At 53.1% G+C, this 18,984-nt stretch carries 20 protein-coding genes; 9 read left to right on the plus strand and 11 right to left on the minus strand.

The genetic code is table 11. The features are described 5' to 3' along the window. Window positions 1–57: 57 nt before the first annotated feature. Window positions 58–345, minus strand: coding sequence for a YecR family lipoprotein (gene yecR, locus FDX11_RS25800; RefSeq protein WP_137398608.1), 288 nt, complete (start codon window positions 343–345; stop codon window positions 58–60). A 298-nt stretch (window positions 346–643) separates the two neighbouring features. On the opposite strand from yecR, the gene FDX11_RS23400 reads away from it, so the two are divergent. Both FDX11_RS23400 and FDX11_RS23405 read left to right on the plus strand, forming a co-directional pair. Continuing rightward, window positions 644–1,012, plus strand: coding sequence for an NlpC/P60 family protein (locus tag FDX11_RS23400; RefSeq protein WP_061382468.1), 369 nt, complete (start codon window positions 644–646; stop codon window positions 1,010–1,012). Continuing rightward, on the plus strand, window positions 1,012–1,515 hold the full coding sequence (locus tag FDX11_RS23405; RefSeq protein WP_137398610.1) for a YbjP/YqhG family protein: 504 nt from the start codon (window positions 1,012–1,014) through the stop codon (window positions 1,513–1,515). The genes FDX11_RS23400 and FDX11_RS23405 overlap by 1 nt, the downstream gene beginning before the upstream one ends. Window positions 1,516–1,571: 56 nt before the next feature. On the opposite strand, the gene FDX11_RS25805 is transcribed toward FDX11_RS23405, so the two are convergent. The 6 genes from FDX11_RS25805 to FDX11_RS23435 form a co-directional block, all read right to left on the minus strand. Continuing rightward, window positions 1,572–1,697, minus strand: coding sequence for a hypothetical protein (locus FDX11_RS25805; protein ID WP_371414805.1), 126 nt, complete (start codon window positions 1,695–1,697; stop codon window positions 1,572–1,574). 281 nt (window positions 1,698–1,978) lie between these two features. Next, the gene (locus FDX11_RS23415) at window positions 1,979–2,302 is read right to left on the minus strand and encodes a DUF1889 family protein (RefSeq protein WP_001573898.1); all 324 of its coding nucleotides are present in this window, start codon (window positions 2,300–2,302) and stop codon (window positions 1,979–1,981) included. Window positions 2,303–2,411: 109 nt separating this feature from the next. Further along, a complete protein-coding gene (locus FDX11_RS23420; protein WP_137398611.1) occupies window positions 2,412–4,226 on the minus strand; it encodes a diol dehydratase reactivase subunit alpha in 1,815 nt (604 codons plus the stop codon). 11 nt (window positions 4,227–4,237) lie between these two features. Further along, complete coding sequence (locus FDX11_RS23425; protein WP_137398612.1) at window positions 4,238–4,666, minus strand: diol dehydratase small subunit; 429 nt, start codon at window positions 4,664–4,666, stop codon at window positions 4,238–4,240. Between the two features lie 2 nt (window positions 4,667–4,668). After that, window positions 4,669–5,253: a propanediol/glycerol family dehydratase medium subunit gene (locus FDX11_RS23430; protein WP_137398613.1), complete on the minus strand. Its 585-nt coding sequence runs from the start codon at window positions 5,251–5,253 to the stop codon at window positions 4,669–4,671. Between the two features lie 11 nt (window positions 5,254–5,264). Further along, window positions 5,265–6,932 (minus strand): propanediol/glycerol family dehydratase large subunit, encoded by a 1,668-nt coding sequence (locus FDX11_RS23435; RefSeq protein WP_016243883.1) that lies wholly within the window; start codon window positions 6,930–6,932, stop codon window positions 5,265–5,267. Between the two features lie 393 nt (window positions 6,933–7,325). Here FDX11_RS23435 and FDX11_RS23440 point away from each other — a divergent pair, with 393 nt between their 5' ends. From FDX11_RS23440 to FDX11_RS23455, 4 genes are read left to right on the plus strand one after another with little or no spacing between them, the layout of a single operon-like run. Continuing rightward, window positions 7,326–7,754 (plus strand): heme-binding protein, encoded by a 429-nt coding sequence (locus FDX11_RS23440; RefSeq protein WP_007372190.1) that lies wholly within the window; start codon window positions 7,326–7,328, stop codon window positions 7,752–7,754. Window positions 7,755–7,776: 22 nt separating this feature from the next. Beyond that, complete coding sequence (gene dhaT, locus FDX11_RS23445; protein ID WP_042311086.1) at window positions 7,777–8,940, plus strand: 1,3-propanediol dehydrogenase; 1,164 nt, start codon at window positions 7,777–7,779, stop codon at window positions 8,938–8,940. 16 nt (window positions 8,941–8,956) lie between these two features. Next, the gene (locus tag FDX11_RS23450) at window positions 8,957–9,310 is read left to right on the plus strand and encodes a glycerol dehydratase reactivase beta/small subunit family protein (RefSeq protein WP_070083060.1); all 354 of its coding nucleotides are present in this window, start codon (window positions 8,957–8,959) and stop codon (window positions 9,308–9,310) included. Next, window positions 9,311–9,841 carry a cob(I)yrinic acid a,c-diamide adenosyltransferase gene (locus FDX11_RS23455; RefSeq protein WP_042311088.1) on the plus strand — a complete coding sequence of 177 codons (531 nt, stop codon included), beginning with the start codon at window positions 9,311–9,313 and terminating at the stop codon, window positions 9,839–9,841. Here FDX11_RS23455 and dhaR read toward each other — a convergent pair. After that, window positions 9,819–11,744, minus strand: a complete 1,926-nt coding sequence (dhaR, locus tag FDX11_RS23460) for a dihydroxyacetone kinase operon transcriptional regulator DhaR (protein WP_137349722.1) — start codon at window positions 11,742–11,744, stop codon at window positions 9,819–9,821. The two genes, FDX11_RS23455 and dhaR, sit on opposite strands and share 23 nt — an antisense overlap. Before the next feature lie 89 nt (window positions 11,745–11,833). Then, a complete protein-coding gene (locus tag FDX11_RS23465) occupies window positions 11,834–12,931 on the minus strand; it encodes a glycerol dehydrogenase (protein WP_007372185.1) in 1,098 nt (365 codons plus the stop codon). Between the two features lie 560 nt (window positions 12,932–13,491). On the opposite strand from FDX11_RS23465, the gene FDX11_RS23475 reads away from it, so the two are divergent. Further along, window positions 13,492–15,150, plus strand: a complete 1,659-nt coding sequence (locus FDX11_RS23475) for a glycerone kinase (RefSeq protein WP_137398614.1) — start codon at window positions 13,492–13,494, stop codon at window positions 15,148–15,150. A gap of 40 nt (window positions 15,151–15,190) precedes the next feature. Here FDX11_RS23475 and cfa read toward each other — a convergent pair whose 3' ends face one another. Then, window positions 15,191–16,345 carry a cyclopropane fatty acyl phospholipid synthase gene (gene cfa, locus FDX11_RS23480; RefSeq protein ID WP_079225968.1) on the minus strand — a complete coding sequence of 385 codons (1,155 nt, stop codon included), beginning with the start codon at window positions 16,343–16,345 and terminating at the stop codon, window positions 15,191–15,193. A gap of 66 nt (window positions 16,346–16,411) precedes the next feature. On the opposite strand from cfa, the gene FDX11_RS23485 reads away from it, so the two are divergent. Then, window positions 16,412–17,260 (plus strand): AraC family transcriptional regulator, encoded by an 849-nt coding sequence (locus FDX11_RS23485; protein ID WP_137365245.1) that lies wholly within the window; start codon window positions 16,412–16,414, stop codon window positions 17,258–17,260. On the opposite strand, the gene FDX11_RS23490 is transcribed toward FDX11_RS23485, so the two are convergent. Beyond that, complete coding sequence (locus tag FDX11_RS23490) at window positions 17,261–18,034, minus strand: siderophore-interacting protein (protein WP_079225967.1); 774 nt, start codon at window positions 18,032–18,034, stop codon at window positions 17,261–17,263. A 237-nt stretch (window positions 18,035–18,271) separates the two neighbouring features. Here FDX11_RS23490 and FDX11_RS23495 point away from each other — a divergent pair, with 237 nt between their 5' ends. Continuing rightward, the gene (locus FDX11_RS23495) at window positions 18,272–18,952 is read left to right on the plus strand and encodes a PadR family transcriptional regulator (RefSeq protein WP_162267385.1); all 681 of its coding nucleotides are present in this window, start codon (window positions 18,272–18,274) and stop codon (window positions 18,950–18,952) included. The last annotated feature ends 32 nt before the right edge of the window (window positions 18,953–18,984 follow it).

Raw genomic sequence — 18,984 nt, forward strand, 5'->3', positions numbered from 1 at the left:
GTGGGTCCTTTTGTTTTTCTGGGGATACTTCGGGGATACCGTAGAAAAATGCGCCCCTCACTTTTTATGCAACCTCTGCGCCTGATTTATAAAAAACGCCACCACGCCCAGCAGTCGCACCCCCTCCTGTTCGTGGAGGTCGATCGCCTCTCCATCACTCGTTATCAGAGAATGCCTCATTACTTGCCCACAGAACGCCTCAGCACCGTTATAATCCCATACCCTGCACTTTTGAGACGCCTGTGAGTGAACTTGGGTCAGATCTATATTCGGATTTCCAAACACGCCATAACTGTAACCCATTATAATTGTTCCATCGGCCTTACTCCCTTCTACGGGAATCATTTTTTTATGAATGGTACAGCCAATAAGCCCCTCCCAAAAAGCAAAATGCTATTTTTTTCATGTTAAAGCCTTTCATTAAATTTTAATTTTGTACCCGGCATGTACGGAAATATACCCGCGCCCTTTTATTTTCGGAATTCGTTTAGGCTATCTCCTCGCGATTGATTCCACCTACTCTCAGTGCCAAATGCACTTGCCTTACACACCACGTCACGCTTTCTGCAGCACTAAATGATTAACCTCCCTAATTAATTGGGTATCTATTAGCAACTCCTTTTAACTGGAATGGATAACAATCATGGGATGGGACACAAGAAGCGCCGGAAACTGGGCGAAAAATCACGCCGAACCGGGGCCCACAAGTAACTGTGCATTGTATGTACGCAAGGCCATAAAGGCAGGGGGCGTGACCGTAACAAATACGCAAAACGCCAAAGATTACGGTCCAATGCTGGAGGCTGCGGGGTTTAGAAAAATATCTGCAACGCAACCCCCCAGAACTGGCGACGTGGTAGTGATTCAGCCTTACGCTGGAGGACACGCCGCCGGTCACATGGCTATTTACGACGGCCAGGATTGGTATTCGGACTTTAAACAGCGGGATTTTTGGGGCGGCCCTGGCTACCGTTCATCAAAACCAGCGTATCAAATGTACAGGAAGGATTGATGAGAGCCCTTTATGTTGTTCTCATGATATTTGCAATTACCGCGTGCAGCTCAGGACGCGATAACGCAGAAAGGCGCGTTTTAGATTTCTACACTTACTATCTAAACATATTTGCAAATAGTGAAGGAAAAATAAAGCCTGCGCCTGAAAAGATGGATGAATATATTTCGAAGGATACACTAACCCAACTAAATACTATCTCTCATATTTATGAGCAGGAGATTATCGATACCGATTACTATACATATGCGCAAGATTACTCAGCAGATTGGATCCCCTTATTAAAAGTTGGAAAAGCGAAAAACTCTTTTGGTGGTAAATACGTTGATGTTTGGCTTGGTCGGCAAAATAATCAGACATATCAAATTGGAGTTTACTTAAAAAGAGAGATGGGCAAGTGGAAAATATACAGAGTGACGAATGTAACCGCTGGTTATGAACATTACATATTTGATAAGCAAGCTATTGCAAAAGCTAAGCAACATGCTGCAATCATAAATTAAATAGGGAGATTATGACGGCCGCTAAATTAATCCCAATTCGCGGCCGTCCTTAACCATCACTGTGCTTTTCTTTCGCCCTCCGGCGGATTCAACAGCGCAAACAACATGCGCCGCTTATCGTTATCACTCATGGTCCCCATCAGCGCCACCAGTTGCGCATCAAGCTGGTCCTTTTTCTCCACCAACCCCGCCTCCGTTCAACCTTTTGCGCGGGCTCCAATAGCTCGTCGGCGGAGAAGTGGAGATAGCCCTGGGTAACGTCAGCGCTATGGAATGTTTTATGATCCAGCAGGCATTTAAGGATATACATCAAAATGTGGAATAACTGCAGGAAAGAACCTGCCAGATGACAATTGCAGAAATATCACAAGAGGGCCAGTTTAAACAGCAGCATGTGGCAACCCTTCTGGACGCCGCCATCCTTAGATGGAAACGTCCGTTAGCGTTTTATTCGATAGTCAGCTCACACGAGTTCTTTGAGCTGCTCCTGCATATAGGTCGAAAAATACTCTGGGTTTTTGATAAGGATGCGGTTACCGGAGGCGACTTTTTCTGCCCATCCGGCCACTTTTTTCGTGAACTCAGGATTCCATCCCTCCTGCTCACCCCGTGCCATCACAACTTCCGGACTCGCTGGCACACCTAAGTCATGCAAATACTTTAAGATTCCCTTAGCGGTACTTTCGTCCATTGAATGGGGTACTGACGCCGAAGTGTTCATACCACCAATAAAATCCAAGGCTTTTTCAATTGCTGTTGGCATGCTCTTATCCTTAAAATTAACCACGTGAGAGACACCTTGATACTATGTACCCAACTCCGCCGGGATATCAAAGAGAACATCGCCTTTCTTTGACTTACCCCGCAGCTAAACGCTTGCGCGGCTGTTTTCTGCACTATTTTTTGGCTTCTCCGGCTAAAACCAGCCCGGTCGCCACCGCATTGCGCGGGCCTTCAGTACCACGGATATTACCCTGCCCAGCGACAACGCCGTACTGCGCCAACGCATCGGTGAGCATCTGCGGAATTTCAAAATCCAGCGATGAGCCACCTACCAGCACCACAAAAGTGATATCGCGAATCGAGCCACCGGGCGAGACCTGACGTAACGCGCGTAGACAGTTGGTCACAAAGACTTTCTCTTTGGCCTGACGGCGCACCAGACGAATCTTCTCCAGCGAGGTCTGGTTATCGACCGGGATCAGCTCGCCCTCTTTCAGATACACCACTTTGGCAAATACTGACGGGCTGAGCGGTTCACGAAAAAACTCCACCGCGCCGTTCTCGTGGCGAATGCTGAACAGGCTCTCCACTTTGGCCAGCGGGTATTTTTTAATTTCCTCTGCCAAAAACGGATCGCTTAAGCCCAGTTCCGTTTGAATTAGCAGGCTGACCATATTCCCCGCCCCGGCAAGATGTACCGCCTTCACTACGCCGTCGCTATTAATAATGGCGGCATCGGTGGATCCTGCGCCTAAATCGAGGATCGCCAGCGGAGCGGCGCATCCAGGCGTCGTTAACGCGCCAGCCACGGCCATGTTGGCTTCCACACCACCGACTTCAACTGGGGTATTTAACCGGGCGCTTAGCTCGCTGGCGATAGCCTGCATCTGTAAGCGATCGGATTTCACCATCGCCGCAATGCCAACGGCGTTCTCCATTGAACATTCCCCGGCAATGCCACCCTGCACCGCGCGGGGAATAAACGTATCCACCGCCAGAAGATCCTGGATATGCACGGCGTTCATGTCGTGACCGGTCAGTGAGGCCATTACCTTACGAACCCTCTCAAGCATCCCGCCCGCGTGCGTACCTGGTTCACCGCGAATATCGCACACGGGCGCACAGGCGCTCATCGCCTGCATAATGGCCTGCGCGCCCTGCGCTACGTCGGCTTCACCGCCGCGCTTTTCGCCACGGATAAAGATCTTACCCGCCGGGATCGTTCGCGACTGCACATCCCCCTGCGGCGTTTTCAGCACCACGGCGGAGCGGTTACCAATCAGCGCTCTGGCGATGGGGACGATGGTTTGCGTTTCCTCCGGCGTCAGGGCAAAAAAGGTTGCGATACCGTAAGGATTCGACAATACCCGCACCACCTGCCCGGCGGCCGCCACTTCCACCGCCGCCAGCACGCCTTCCGGCACCTTCTCAAGTAAGGTGACTTCATCAACCACCGGCATTGCCCGACGCAGGCGATTGTTGACCAATACGCCATCATCCTTTTTCAGGATCGCCGCCACCACGTTGATCCCACGATCCAACGCCGCATTGATAAGCCAGACCGCTTCAAGGAAATCGATCTCTTCGCCCACCAGCGGGATCCAGCCCTGCGCAAAGCAATCCTCGCTCAGTGATGCCAGCTTATCCACGCTGATGGTGGTTCCCATCCCCACGCCGACGCCACCCGGCGTTTGCGGGTTATGGCCAATCATTGTCGATTCAGTAATGATGGTTTCAGTGATGGTTTCCATCGCCACATCGCCAATCACCGGCGCGGCCTCATTGATGCAGATTTTCGCCACGTCCTGAAGCGACCACGGTGTTTTATCCAGTGCCTGCTGCAGAGAAGCGACCACCCCGGCAATGTTGTCCCGCGTCCCTTTCATGCCCGTGGTGGCGACAATCCCGCTAGCGATAAACTGCCCATGCTGCGCCAACGCCACTTCGGTGGTGGCGTTGCCGATATCAATCCCGGCGATTAACGGCATACCTCCCTCCGTCACTGGCTATCTTTACGCAGCTTGTTTCTCTGCTGATACACCTCTGCCGACTCGCGGACAAAGGCAGCGTTCACCGTGGCATGCCAGGTGTGCTCCAGCTCATAGGCAATCGCCTGTAGCTCCGCGAATGAAGAACGAAACGGACGTAGCGCATTGTAGATCTCCAGAATACGAGCATCCGGGATGGCAATCAGTTCCGCCGCGCGACGGAAATTGCGCGCCACGGCGTGACGCTGCATCTGTTCGGCAATCTGCGCCTGGTACTCCAGCGTTTGCTGAGAAATACGCACATCCTGCGGCCCGACCTTGCCTGCCAGCACATTCTCAAGGGTAATGTCGGTTAACGGTTTCCCGCCAGGCGTCTGGATTTTCTCCGGGCAGCGGGTAGCTAATGGGTAATCCTGCGCGGTCATGATGTTGTCGTTCATGGTCATTCCCTCACCAGTACAATATGCAGCGTGACAGGCGCAGCATCCTGCACCACATGTTTGGTTTCTTTGATGTGAAACAGCGCGGCCTTGGCCATAAATTTAGGGCGCACCATCTGGTCATTGACCACCGGCACCGGCGAAGGCGACTCTTTGCGTGCATAGCGCGCGGCGTTTTTACCGATCTGGCGATAGGTTTCCAGCGTCAGCAGCGGAGCCTGAGAGAACAGTTCAAGGTTACTCAGCGGCAGCAGATCGCGCTGATGAATCACCGTGGTTCCCTTCGACTGGATACCAATCCCAATGCCGGAACCGCTGAGGTTTGCCGCGTCCCACGCCATAAAAGAAACATCCGAGGTGCGCAGAATTCTGACCACCCGCGCACGCAGCCCCTCTTCTTCGATCCCCGCCACCAGCTCTTTAAGAATCGCCTTATGCGGCATATCAATCAGGGTCTTGTGCTGGTGCTTATCAAAGGCCGGACCGACGCCAATCACCACTTCATCTACGCGTTCGTCCGCTTTAGCCGCTTCGCCTTCGCTTACCTGCAAGGTGAAAACCGGCTTACATTCAGTTGTGCATTCCACGGTGTACCACCTTATTCAATTGAGCCTGGCTGAACCACGCCCGCGATATTTTTAATTTCCGCCCAGCGCTCGGCAGAGATGCGATAGCCGGTGCCTGGTCCCTGATAATCATTAATGTCGTTAACGGCGCTTACCACCTCAAACTGGCGATCCAGAATGGCCGACGTTTGCAGGTAATCACCGGTGACGCGCTGTCTCAGCATATTGAGAATGTTACTGGCGATATCTTCGAAGCCGCTACGGCTTAGCGCGCCGACGATATCCAGCCCGGTGATATTGCGCTTCATCATCTCTTCCACGGCAGCCAGATCTTCCACCACATTGCGCGCGGGCATATCTTTGCTGCCGTGAGCATAAGTGGCGGCCTCAACCTCCTCATCGCTAATCAGCGGCAGGCCCAGTTCGCGGAACACCGCCTGAATGGCGCGTGCCGCCTTGTTGCGGATGGCGATGGTTTCTTCTTCGGTTACAGGACGCAGACCACCGTCAACCATCAGATCGCGTTGCAGAATGTTGTAATCATCGAAGTCTTCCGCGTCGAAGTTCGACCCGGCAAACATGTTGTCGTAGTTCGGTACGGCGCTATAGCCGGAGAAGATAAAGTCGGTGCCCGGCAGCATTTGCATCAGGGTACGGGCGGTACGGCGAATATCAGAGTGGGAAAAGGTCTGGTCATTGGCGGAGGCCACTTCAAGGTCGAGCATTGAGGCAATCAGGTTTTCCGCCAGCACCGCGCGGATCCCCGACGGCACCGCGCCGGTCATGCCAATACAGCTGACCGCACCGTTTTGCAGCCCCTGTACGCCCGCGCCTTTGGTGATAAAGATGCAGCGCGACTCCAGATAGAGCATCGATTTACTCTCGGAATAGCCCATCAGCGCTTCCGAACCGGTGCCAGAGGTGTAACGCATTTTCAGTCCGCGAGACGCATAGGCCGAGGCGAGAAACGCTTTGGACCACGGTGTATCATCGCCGTCAGTAAACACCGACTCTGTACCGTATACCGATACCGTTTCGGCGTAGCTGGTTAACCCGCGCATCCCCAGCTCCAGCTCCGTCGCCTCCTCAACGGAACATTGCGTGAGCACGCCAGGACGACCGCACTGGGAACCGACCAGCAGCGCCAGGGCGTTAAACGGCGCATAGCGGGCGATCCCGACCGTGGTTTCCTGTTCTGAAAAACCACGGATCCCCGCTTCAGCCGCATCGGCGGCAATCTGTACCGGGTTATCTTTCAGGTTAGTGACATGGCACTGGTTGGATGGCGTGCGCCTGGCGCGCATTTTTTGCAGCGCCATCATCATTTCCACCACGTTCATTTGCGCCATCACCTCCACCGCTTTCGCCGGGGTGATGGCGGTGGTAATAGCAACAATCTCTTCCCGGCTGACGTGGATATCCACCAGCATTCTGGCGATCTCCAGCGCGTCGAGCCGCATTGCCCGTTCAGTTTCAGCCACGTTAATCGCGTAGTCGGCAATAAAACGGTCAATCATGTCGAACTCGGCGCGGCTCTTGCCGTCCAGCTCAACAATACGACCATTCTCTACCTTCACCGACGAAGCCGGATCGTAGGGGCTTTCCATGGCGATCAGCCCCTCTTCAGGCCATTCGCCAATCAGCCCATCCTGATTTACAGGGCGCTTCGCAAGCACTTCGAATCGTTTTGATCTTCTCATAGTTTATGGACTCAAAAGATAAAAAATAGGGACGCCGGGCCGTATTGCCGGGGACACACCACCCGGCATTCGCCTTTCATCAGCAATGGCCGAACTCTAAATGAGCACAGCAATAAAAAAATAAAATTAATTTCGTTCCAATTTGGCACGTAATAAAAATTCATCGTTCCATATTGAAACGGTTCTCAGGAATATCCGGAGCGAATTGTGACGAAGTTAAATGATCATTATCAATAAACACCAACACACAAAATTATATTAATATTTTTTTAAATTTTCACCCTATTGACTTAATAACGCGCGGCGAGAAAATAAAGCCAAACCCAATGATAAAAAATAGCTGTATCGCGATATTTTCGTGACCTCAGCCCTACAACATTTTCAGGAGAGACTGTGAATAAGAGCCAACCAATCGCCACCATTACGCTGGCGGCGGCGAAAAAAATGGCGCAGGCCGTCGAGGCTAAAGCGCTTGAGATCAACGTGCCGGTAGTCTTTTCCGTGGTGGATCGCGGCGGCAACACGCTGCTGATGCAACGCATGGACGACGCGTTCGTCACCAGCTGTGATATTTCTCTTAATAAAGCGTATACCGCCTGCTGTCTGCGGCAGGGGACCCATGAAATTACCGACGCGGTACAACCGGGTGCGTCACTATATGGTTTACAGCTAACGAATCAACAGCGGATCGTTATTTTTGGCGGCGGCTTACCTGTCATGTTAAACGATAAATTAATCGGTGCTGTCGGCGTAAGTGGCGGTACTGTCGAACAAGACATGTTATTAGCGCAAACCGCACTGAATTGTTTCTCTGAATTATAATTTAAATCTAAGAAGGTAAATTATGAGCTATCGTATGTTTGATTACCTGGTGCCAAATGTGAACTTTTTTGGCCCGAATGCTATTTCCGTCGTTGGCGAACGCTGCAAACTGTTGGGCGGTAAAAAAGCGCTGCTGGTGACTGATAAAGGTCTGCGAGCCATTAAGGACGGCGCGGTTGATAAAACCCTCGAACATCTGCGTGAAGCCGGTATTGACGTGGTGGTGTTTGACGGCGTCGAGCCAAACCCTAAAGACACCAACGTGCGCGACGGCCTGGAAGTTTTTCGTAAAGAGCAATGCGATATCATCGTTACCGTCGGCGGTGGTAGCCCGCATGACTGCGGTAAAGGCATCGGCATCGCAGCGACGCACGAAGGCGATCTCTATAGCTATGCCGGGATTGAAACTCTGACCAATCCGCTGCCGCCGATCGTCGCGGTGAATACCACCGCCGGTACCGCCAGCGAAGTCACCCGCCACTGCGTGCTGACCAATACCAAAACCAAAGTGAAGTTTGTGATTGTCAGCTGGCGCAACCTGCCGTCGGTTTCCATCAATGACCCACTGCTGATGCTCGGCAAACCTGCGCCACTGACTGCGGCAACCGGAATGGACGCCCTGACCCACGCCGTTGAGGCCTATATTTCAAAAGATGCCAACCCGGTTACCGACGCCGCCGCGATCCAGGCAATTCGTCTGATCGCCCGCAACTTACGCCAGGCCGTAGCGCTGGGCAGCAACCTGAAAGCTCGCGAGAACATGGCCTATGCCTCTTTGCTGGCGGGTATGGCCTTCAACAACGCCAACCTTGGCTACGTTCACGCGATGGCGCATCAGCTTGGCGGTCTGTACGACATGCCGCACGGCGTAGCAAACGCCGTCCTGCTGCCGCACGTGGCACGCTATAACCTGATCGCTAATCCGGAGAAATTTGCCGACATCGCGGAGTTTATGGGTGAGAACACCGACGGTCTGTCCACCATGGATGCCGCTGAGCTGGCGATTCGCGCCATCGCTCGCCTCTCTGCCGATATCGGTATTCCGCAGCATCTGCGCGAGCTGGGCGTCAAAGAAGCCGATTTCCCGTATATGGCGGAAATGGCGCTGAAAGACGGCAATGCCTTCTCCAACCCGCGTAAAGGGAACGAGAAAGAAATTGCCGAGATCTTCCGTCAGGCATTCTGATCAATAAGGGGGCGCAATGTCACTTTCATCACCGGGCGTACATCTGTTTTATCACTCACGCTGGCAGGATACGCGCGAGCTTGATGAACTATGCTGGGGGCTGGAAGAGCAAGGCGTCCCTTGCCGGACAATCTGTTGCGACGAGCATGACTGCGCGCTGGCCCTCAGCAAGCTGGCGGCTAAAAGCTCAACGCTACGCGTGGGTCTCGGCCTCAGCGCCAGTGGTGATATTGCCCTAACCCACGCCCAGCTACCCGAGGATCGGGCGCTGGTCCGCGGGCATATCGCCGCCGGGATAGCCCACATCCGCACACTCGGCGCCAATGCTGGCCAACTGGTCAAAGTGCTTCCCTTTAGCGAGATAAAATAAATGTACCGCATCTATACCCGAACCGGTGATAAAGGCACGACCGCGCTGTTTGGCGGCAGTCGTATCGACAAAGACGACATCCGCGTTAACGCCTACGGTACGGTGGATGAACTGATTTCCCAGCTTGGCGTCTGCTATGCCAGCTCGCGCCAGGCAGAATTACGCCAGGATCTGCATGCCATCCAGAAGATGCTGTTTGTGCTGGGGGCGGAACTCGCCAGCGATGAGAAAGGTCTCGCCCGCTTAACGCAGACGATTAACGCCGAGGATATTCAGGCGCTGGAGCAACTTATTGACCGCAATATGGCGCAGAGCGGCCCCCTGAAAGAATTTGTCATTCCGGGGAAAAATCTGGCATCGGCACAGCTACACGTTGCGCGCACCCTGGCACGGCGGCTGGAGCGGATCCTCATCGCGATGGACAGAACGCTGACGTTACGCGATGAACCCAAGCGTTATATCAACCGGCTGTCGGATGCGCTGTTCTCCATGGCCAGAATCGAAGAAACTACTCCAGATGTTTGCGCTTAAACTGGCTGGCGTCGATGTCGTACTGCTTCATCTTACGCCACAAGGTGGTGCGACCAATATTCAGCAGTTGCGACATCTCCTGTACTCGCCCACTAGTGACACGGGCGGCATGGATAATCGCCTCTTTTTCGATAGCGGTAAACGTCAGGCTGGCTGGCAGCAGGGAAGATGCGGTCTCCAGACCGGGGCGCTCGGCAAACAGATAATCAGGTAAATTACTCAGCCGAATATGCCCGTTATCGCTACTGATGGCGATGTTTTCGATAATGCTGTTCAGCTCGAAGTCATTGCCCGGCCACGAATAAGCCACCAGTTGTGCCAGCGCGTCATCGTCGATCTTCAGGCTGTATGAAAAGCGTTTTTTCAGGCTATTCAGTCGCGTATAAATCAGCGAGGGAATACTGTTACGCCGCGCTCGTAGCGGCGGGATAACAATCTCAAAAGAGTGCAGCGCGTAATACAGTTGGCGGCTAAAGCGGTTTTGCTCCACCAGGTTAGCGAGATCAACCGTAGTGGTGGCGATCACTTTCACATCCACCGGAATCAGCCGACGGGCATCAAGACGGGTTAACACCCCCTGCTTAATCACCTGTAACAGCGCGGATTGCAGCTCCGGCGCCAGATATTCAATTTTCTCCAGAAACAGCGTGCCGCCGTTCGCCAGCTCAAGGCGGCTCAACCGACCATTTTCATCATCGGTGGGCGCACTGCCCATAAAATCCTGCCCCAGCACGCTGTTGGCATACAGCTGACAGTTCACGGCGATATACGGCCCGCTGGCGCGTTCGCTTTCATTGTGAATGGCCTGGCTCAGCAGCTCTTTCCCGACGCCCTCTTCCCCACACAGCAGGATCGGGAAACTCCCCCTTGCCGCCTGGCGACCAAAATGGATCAAGCGTCGGGTTTCTGGATCGTCCGTCGACATCTGCTCAAAGGTGTGGCTCACCTTACCAAGCTGGCTGGTCATCAGCTGACGCATTTGCTCCACCGGGTGCAGCAGCAGGATAAAGCTGTTGCCCTGCTCCTCAACAATCGGCTTCAGGGTGATAACAGCATCAACAAACTGGTGCTGGCTTTCAAAAGTGACTTCGACGTGATTCAGACCGCGGGCATGTTTAATTGCCCGACGCAGCAGCATGGGCATATTGAGCAGGTCGTGAATGTTTTTGCCCTGGCTGGCCTGCGCATCGAGATGCAAAAGCAGCGCCGCGCGCGCATTGAGGAACTGCAACACTCCCTGCTCATTCCAGGCCATCACGCCATCATCCATGCTCTCCAGCAGCCCGTACATCTGGTTCAGATGGCGGTTGGACTCTGCCAGCAGACTGTCGGTCAGCAATGAATTGCCGACTTCTCTGGCAATCGCCAGCGTCAGGGATAAATCAGAAACGGACTCATGCTCTACCAGACAGCATAATGAGATGGAGCCAAACAGACGCCCATGGTTATCGAACACTGGCGTCGAGCAGAACGACCACGGATGCAGCGCCTGTTTAAAATGCTGAGCGCCAGAGGTTTTTGTCGGCTGGCCCGGCATTGTCGCCAGCGACAGCGCACAGCTGCCGATAATGCTTTCCGCGCAATAGCTGCCGTCGCGAAACCCAAGCTCCGCCAGCTGTTCTATCGTCTGCGGATCGCCGCAACGGCTGAGAATACAGGCCGATTCATCCAGAATCAGCAGCGCGCACGGACGACCGTCCATAAACTCCCAGGCATCTTCCAGCGCGGCCTGCGCAATCGTGAGCAGCGCCGTCTTACGACGACAAATCGACTCAAAGGTCAACCCTTGCGCCTGATGCGGCGCCTGCCAGGTTTCCCGCTGCATAAACTTGCTGCAACGATGCCATGACTGGGCGAGAACCGAAGAGACTTCCTGCCCGATGCTTTGCGTGTGCGCCGTCATATCCATTTCCGCTGTTTTGCCATAGACAACCCCTCCGGCAGAGACTGTCAGAGGGGGAGAAGATGCTGGGTAAATTTACCTATGCCCGATTAACGCGCCAGCCACTGCTGTCCCAGCAGGTCTGCCGTCAAAATAGCGGCATGTACGCTTTCAGGCGTCACCGGGAACGGCATATTGTGAATGGTTTCACCTTCTGCGCAGGTGGCTTTAGCCACGGCCATGATCTTGCCATCAATGTCATCTTTTACGCCCATTTCCGCTAACGTTACCGGCAGGCCCACTTTCTGACAGAAATTCAGCACGGTTTCGATCTCTTCCATCGGGCTGTTCTGCAGCACCAGCTGCGCCAGCGTACCAAAGGCGACTTTTTCACCGTGGTACAGATGGTGGCACTCTTCCAGAATCGTAAAGCCGTTATGGATGGCATGTGCCCCCGCAAGTCCGCTGCTTTCAAAACCGATACCGCTGAGGTAGGTGTTGGCTTCGACAATACGTTCCAGCGCATCGGTCACCACACCAGCCTGGGCGGCTAAGCGTGCCTTTTCGCCTTCCGCCAGCAGGGTATCATAGCACAGGCGCGCCAGGCTCAGCGCCGCCACGGTGGACTGCCCGCCCGCCATGCTGGTCGCCCGAGCGTCATAACAGGCTTTCGCTTCAAACCAGGTCGAGAGCGCATCGCCCATCCCGGCCACCAGCAGACGTACCGGCGCTTTGGCAATAATTGCGGTATCCATCACCACCATATCCGGGTTTTTCGGGTAGATCAGATACTCTTCAAACTCACCCGCTTCGGTATAGATAACGGACAGCGCGCTGGTTGGCGCATCGGTAGATGCGATAGTTGGGATCACTACTACCGGCAGCTTCTGGTAATAACCAATCGCTTTGGCGGTATCTAACGTTTTCCCACCGCCAATCCCAACCACACCACGGCAACCGTGTTTTTTCAGAATGGCAATCAGGCGATTAATTTCAACATGGCTGCATTCACCGTTGAAGCGTTCCGCGTGGCAGCTAATGTCATGGCTATGCAGACCATTGAGTACCTTTTCTCCCGCCAGCTTCATCACGAAGTCGTCCGCAATCACGAAAAAGCTGTCAGCCAGATTTTTAGCGTATTGACCAAATAAGGTAGAAGCGTCAGGACCCTGGAGATATTTGGCTGGAGATTGAATAACTTTTAGCATTCCTTTCATCCTCAAATAAGTACATGTTTTTACATGGTGAGCCCTGGCGTTAACCCGTTTAGCCTGATGTTGACGGCGAAAGCGGACGTACCGGAGCGATGTAATAACTGTATGGCGAGGCGTGCACAAAAAAATCTTTCGTCATTTTGTTCTGATATGGAACAGATAAAAATGACATGCGTTTCATATTGGAACACTTAACCACAAAAATAATGAGGTTTGCGATCTCGATCCGTTCCTTTACCGCGAAATCACCGACAAACACGATGATAAATTTCCCCAATTACGCGCCATCCTGCGTAAAACCCCGCAAAAAAGACTGACTGCGCCGTGTGGCCTGCTCTGATCGCAGGAGAAAAAAGTCGAGCTGGTTCGCATTGTGATGATTTCTCGCCTAATTAAGTTTCATTTCGGAACAAAAAACAGCAATCACGTTTCGTAATGAAACTCATTTTCGCGTTGTTTTTTTCCAGGCTGACTTCGCCAGAATCTCTCTATCGCCTCCGCACCATGAACATGCATTCGGGGGTTTGTCTTACACTCAACCTCGAGGAGCCGTTATGTCTCAATTCTTTTTTAATCAACGCCCCCATCTCGTTAGCGACGTGATCGACGGTACAATTATCACCAGCCCGTGGAATAACCTGGCGCGTCTGGAGAGCGATCCGGCCATTCGCATCGTGGTTCGCCGCGACCTTAACAAAAATAACGTGGCGGTGATCTCCGGCGGCGGTTCAGGACACGAACCCGCGCACGTTGGGTTTATCGGCAAAGGAATGCTGACCGCGGCGGTCTGCGGCGACGTGTTCGCCTCCCCGAGCGTGGATGCGGTACTGACCGCTATTCAGGCAGTGACCGGTGAGGCTGGCTGTCTGTTGATCGTGAAGAACTACACTGGTGACCGTCTTAATTTCGGTCTCGCCGCCGAGAAAGCGCGACGCCTGGGCTACAACGTTGAAATGCTGATAGTCGGTGACGATATCTCCCTGCCGGATAACAAACATCCGCGTGGCATTGCGGGAACCATCCTGGTGCATAAAATCGCCGGCTATTTCGCTGAACGCGGCTACAACCTCGCCACCGTCCTGCGTGAAGCGCAGTACGCAGCCAACAACACCTTCAGCCTGGGTGTTGCGCTTTCCAGCTGCCATCTGCCGCAAGAAACCGACGCCGCGCCGCGCCATCATCCGGGTCATTCAGAGCTGGGCATGGGGATTCACGGCGAACCGGGAGCCTCGGTTATCGATACGCAAAACAGTGCGCAGGTGGTGAATCTGATGGTGGATAAACTGCTGACGGCCCTGCCTGAAACCGGCAGAGTGGCGGTGATGATTAACAATCTTGGCGGCGTGTCCGTTGCGGAAATGGCTATTATCACCCGCGAACTGGCAAGCAGTCCGCTGTACCCGCGTATCGACTGGCTGATTGGTCCGGCTTCGCTGGTCACCGCGTTGGATATGAAAGGATTCTCACTGACGGCCATCGTGCTCGAAGAGAGCATCGAAAAAGCGCTGCTGACCGAAGTGGAAACCAGCAACTGGCCGACTCCCGTCCCACCGCGTGAAATCAGCTACGCACCATCATCCCAGCGCAGCGCGCGCGTGGAATTCCAGCCCTCTGCCAACGCGCTGGTCGCCGGGATTGTGGAGCTTATCACCGGAACGCTTTCCGATCTGGAAGCACATCTCAACGCGCTGGATGCCAAAGTCGGCGATGGCGATACGGGTTCAACCTTTGCCGCCGGCGCGCGTGAAATTGCCAGTCTGCTGCAGCGTCAGCAGCTTCCGCTGGATGACCTTGCCACGCTGTTCGCGTTGATTGGCGAACGTCTGACCGTGGTGATGGGCGGTTCCAGCGGCGTGCTGATGTCTATTTTCTTTACTGCCGCCGGGCAGAAACTGGAGCAGGGAGCTAACGTTGCCGAAGCGCTGAATACAGGTCTGGCGCAGATGAAGTTCTACGGCGGCGCAGACGAAGGCGATCGCACCATGATAGATGCCCTGCAACCCGCACTGACCTCACTGCTGGCGCAGCCGCACAACCTGCATGCCGCTTTTGACGCCGCGCAAGCCGGAGCCGAACGAACCTGCCTGTCGAGCAAAGCCAATGCAGGTCGCGCATCGTATCTGAGCAGCGAAAGCTTGTTGGGTAATATGGACCCCGGCGCGCATGCCGTCGCAATGGTATTTAAAGCGCTGGCAGAGAGTGAATTGGGTTAAGTGATAAATGCCTGATGCGCTTCGCGCATCAGGCAGAACGTTAACGGTAAACGCGGATGCCGCCCTCTACGCCGCGACTAAACAGTACCTGCCAAAGCTCAATATCTCTGGCGCGGAAAGCCCCAGCGCAGGCGCATAAATAGTAATTAAACATTCTTCTGAAGGTGGCGGAGTAACGTGAAGACAGCTCCGGCCATGCCTGATTAAAACGCTCATGCCAGGCCATCAGCGTTTTATCGTAATCGCTGCCAAAGTTATGCCAGTCTTCCATAACAAAGCGCGATTCGCTGGCCTCGGCAATATGCGAAATCGCCGGTAAACAACCGTTCGGGAAAATGTATTTATTGATCCACGGATCGACGCTCATCCCCTTTTTGTTGCTGCCAATGGTATGCAGCAGGAACAGCCCGTCCGGTTTTAAACAACGGTCGGCGATGCTGAAATAGGTGTCGTAGTTTTTCGGCCCGACGTGTTCGAACATCCCCACGGAAACAATGCGATCATAGTGTTTATCGAGGTCACGATAATCCTGCAGCAGAATGTTAACGTCCAGCCCTTCACAGCGCTGTTGCGCCATTTTCTGCTGCTCTTTAGAGATAGTGACGCCTTCGACCGCCACGCCATAATGACGCGCTGCATATTCCGCCAGTCCGCCCCAGCCACAACCGATATCGAGTAAACGCATACCCGGTTTGAGTTGTAGCTTCTCACAAATCATTTTCAATTTGGCATTTTGCGCTTCGTCTAATGTGGTGGCGTCTTTCCAGTAACCACAGGAATATTGCATGTGCGGATCCAGCATCAGCGCAAAAAGATCGTTCCCAATATCATAATGCTCTTTACCGACAATCCACGCGCGGCTCCGCGACTGCAAATTAAACAGGCGGGCGCTGGCAATGCGTAAAATATCTTTCAGGTTGCCCGGCATTTGCTGGTCGAGTTTTGCTTTGAGAATTTTGCAGAACAGAATATCGAGCCGCTCGCAGTCCCACCAGCCTTCCATATAGCTTTCACCCAGCCCTAACGAGCCTTGTTGCAGTACCCGCTTAAAGAAACCGGCATGATGAAGCTGAATATCCCAGGCACGAGAGCCATTAATCTGGATATCCGCTTGCGAAAGCAGCTCTTTCCCCATTCGGGTCCAGTTATCATTTGTTTCATTGACGATGACAGCATCTGAACAAAGCGTGTTCATGGTATTTACCAAAGTGGGCTAAAAATCGTTACGCAAGATTATTATGGAAAACTGAATGCATGTATTATGATCTGCGGACAAGATCTATCGAATAGCGGACACATCACCGGGAGCATTGACGATTTATTTATGGAGACTCTCGCGCAAAAACAGTGGAATTCATTTCCCGATAACTCCATTACGGAGCTGCCGCAGGACGTGTACTTCCGTTCTTATGTCCTGGAAGCCAACCATCATGTTCCGCTGCATTCGCACTCTTTTATGCAGTTTCATTTCGCCCGTAAAGGCAGCATGCGAATTGATGTCGCCGGCAAATGCTGGATAATTCCAGCGCATTATGGCATCTGGATCCCCAATAATACCGAGCATGCGGTCTGGGCACTGGATGATGTGTATTTAGAGAATCTGGATATTAAGCCGGGTTTTCTTGAAGAGAGCATCAATGAATGTAAAGTGGTGGCGATCAGTGATTTCGCCAGAGAGTTTATTCATTACGCCACCAATTTAATTTCGGGCCATTATGATAGCCAGTCAAAAGAGGGTAAGCTGGTTAGTGTTCTGGTCGATATTATTCTGCAGCTCCCGGAAGTCGCTTTTGTATTACCCTGGCCACACGATCGCGAATTAACCAAAGTGTGCCGGACAATTCAGGAATCCCCGGCCCTGGAGCATTCGGTTGAATACTGGGCACAGCATCTGGGCATGTCAGCCCGTACCTTTTCACGCCATTTCAAAAAAGAAACCGGATTGCCCTTCAGCGTCTGGAAGCAAAAAATGCGTATTCTGGAATCGGTATTAATGCTGAAAAAAAATAAAAGCGTAACTGCCGTGGCGCTGGATGTGGGGTATTCCAGCACCGCGGCATTTAGCTATGCATTTCGCCAGGCGTTTGGCGTGCCGCCATCGAATTACTGATTAACGGCGTTGATGCCAGTAAGCCGTTGCGCGCACCAGTTGCTGATCGAACGCCTCGGTTTCAAAGCGAACGCTGAGGTTTTTTACCGCCTTGCCTTCGCCGGTAATCCAGATGAAATAATCGTCTGCGGGCACGTTCAGCCGCGATAAATGTTCGTTCACCACCTGTTCGTCATGGCCGATAAACCACTGAATAGTAAACTCGTCGAGATGGGCAAAATAGTCCTGATACGCCGCATCCTGCACGTTTACCAGCGCCGTTACGTTCGGGCGTACCGCTAAACGGCTGAGCGACTCCAGCCGTCGGCGCAGCGCGGGCATTCCTGATTCATCACACACGTAAACCTGATACGCATAATCCTCTGGCACCACCAAAGAACCGCGCGGTCCACCGATCGTCAGCTTGTCACCCTCACGAGCATTCATCGCCCATGTGCTCGCCACGCCACCGTCATGAATATAAAAATCCAGCGCCAGCTCATGGCGCGCTTCGTCATACAACGGCGTGTAGTCACGGGAGAGCGGACGTACGCCGTCAGCCCAGACAATGCCTTCATCGGTGACAACAGGCGGCACAAAATGGCTGCCCGGCTCCGGGAAAAAGACCTTGGTATGGTCATCAAAACCGTGCGAGCTAAAACCGTCCAGCGCGTCACCGCCCAGTACGATGCGCTGAAAACCCGCGCTAATACGTTCTACGCGCAGGACGGTAAGTTCACGGAAGCGCAGTTCATTGCGAACGCGCTGTGGGTAGCGTGAGGTGTTTTTTGTCATTTTTTCGCCTTCGTGAAGATAATACGATATATCTAAATTTATTTTTAAATGATAATGATTGCTAATCAAAAAGATTGCAAGCACTTTTTTGATATAGTCAGCTTGTGATTAAACAGCTATCAGCAATCCATGAAAACCATTAATAATCATCAAATTAAACAAAAAATTATTTTATAGCCTTGCAAGCCGATAAACTTTAGATATAAATTAGATATATCTAAACAACATCAGGAGACGATGATGCAAAACCATCATGAAGGTTGCTGTAAACATACAGAGCACCAACACGAAGGCTGCTGCAAGGGTGAAGGACATCACCACGAAAGCCGCCACAGTGAGCACCATGCAGGCTGCTGCAAAAGTGAAGAGCATCGCCACGCAGGCTGTCACCAGGAACATCACCACGAACAGGGTTGCGGACGCCGCCATGGTCGCGGCGGAGGTGGTGGTCGTCGCCAGCGCTTCTTCGGTCACGGCGAATTACGCCTGGTGATTCTGGATATCCTGACCCGCGACGCCAGCCACGGCTATGAACTGATTAAAGCGATTGAAACCCTGACCCAGGGTAACTACACCCCGAGCCCGGGCGTTATCTATCCGACGCTGGATCTGTTGCAGGATCAGGCCCTGATCGCCATCAGCGACGAGGAAGGCGGGCGTAAGCAAATTGCCATCACGACTCAAGGTCTGCAGTGGCTGGATGAGAACCGCGAACATCTGGAACATATCCACGAACGTATTAAAGCCCGCTGTGTGGGTTTTGAATTACGTAAAAATCCACAGATGAAACGCGCGCTGGAGAACTTCAAAGCTGTGCTGGACCTACGCGTCAATCATGGTGATACCAGCGAGGCGCAGATCAAAAAAATCATTGGTATTATCGATCGCGCCGCGCTGGACATTACTCAGTTAGATTAATCTGCGCAGCAGGCGGAACCCGTGTCCGGCGT

This window comes from Citrobacter sp. wls714, from assembly GCF_005281025.1.
Taxonomy (GTDB): Bacteria; Pseudomonadota; Gammaproteobacteria; order Enterobacterales; family Enterobacteriaceae; genus Citrobacter; species Citrobacter werkmanii.

Excerpts from the sequence above, each read along its gene's own strand:
- yecR (WP_137398608.1), bottom strand. The coding sequence starts at position 345 with ATGATTCCCGTAGAAGGGAGTAAGGCCGATGGAACAATTATAATGGGT.
- FDX11_RS23400 (WP_061382468.1), top strand. The coding sequence starts at position 644 with ATGGGATGGGACACAAGAAGCGCCGGAAACTGGGCGAAAAATCACGCC.
- FDX11_RS23405 (WP_137398610.1), top strand. The coding sequence starts at position 1,012 with ATGAGAGCCCTTTATGTTGTTCTCATGATATTTGCAATTACCGCGTGC.
- FDX11_RS23420 (WP_137398611.1), bottom strand. The coding sequence starts at position 4,226 with ATGCCGTTAATCGCCGGGATTGATATCGGCAACGCCACCACCGAAGTG.
- FDX11_RS23425 (WP_137398612.1), bottom strand. The coding sequence starts at position 4,666 with ATGAACGACAACATCATGACCGCGCAGGATTACCCATTAGCTACCCGC.
- FDX11_RS23435 (WP_016243883.1), bottom strand. The coding sequence starts at position 6,932 with ATGAGAAGATCAAAACGATTCGAAGTGCTTGCGAAGCGCCCTGTAAAT.
- dhaT (WP_042311086.1), top strand. The coding sequence starts at position 7,777 with ATGAGCTATCGTATGTTTGATTACCTGGTGCCAAATGTGAACTTTTTT.
- FDX11_RS23450 (WP_070083060.1), top strand. The coding sequence starts at position 8,957 with ATGTCACTTTCATCACCGGGCGTACATCTGTTTTATCACTCACGCTGG.
- FDX11_RS23455 (WP_042311088.1), top strand. The coding sequence starts at position 9,311 with ATGTACCGCATCTATACCCGAACCGGTGATAAAGGCACGACCGCGCTG.
- dhaR (WP_137349722.1), bottom strand. The coding sequence starts at position 11,744 with ATGACGGCGCACACGCAAAGCATCGGGCAGGAAGTCTCTTCGGTTCTC.
- FDX11_RS23465 (WP_007372185.1), bottom strand. The coding sequence starts at position 12,931 with ATGCTAAAAGTTATTCAATCTCCAGCCAAATATCTCCAGGGTCCTGAC.
- FDX11_RS23475 (WP_137398614.1), top strand. The coding sequence starts at position 13,492 with ATGTCTCAATTCTTTTTTAATCAACGCCCCCATCTCGTTAGCGACGTG.
- cfa (WP_079225968.1), bottom strand. The coding sequence starts at position 16,345 with ATGAACACGCTTTGTTCAGATGCTGTCATCGTCAATGAAACAAATGAT.
- FDX11_RS23485 (WP_137365245.1), top strand. The coding sequence starts at position 16,412 with ATGATCTGCGGACAAGATCTATCGAATAGCGGACACATCACCGGGAGC.
- FDX11_RS23490 (WP_079225967.1), bottom strand. The coding sequence starts at position 18,034 with ATGACAAAAAACACCTCACGCTACCCACAGCGCGTTCGCAATGAACTG.
- FDX11_RS23495 (WP_162267385.1), top strand. The coding sequence starts at position 18,272 with ATGATGCAAAACCATCATGAAGGTTGCTGTAAACATACAGAGCACCAA.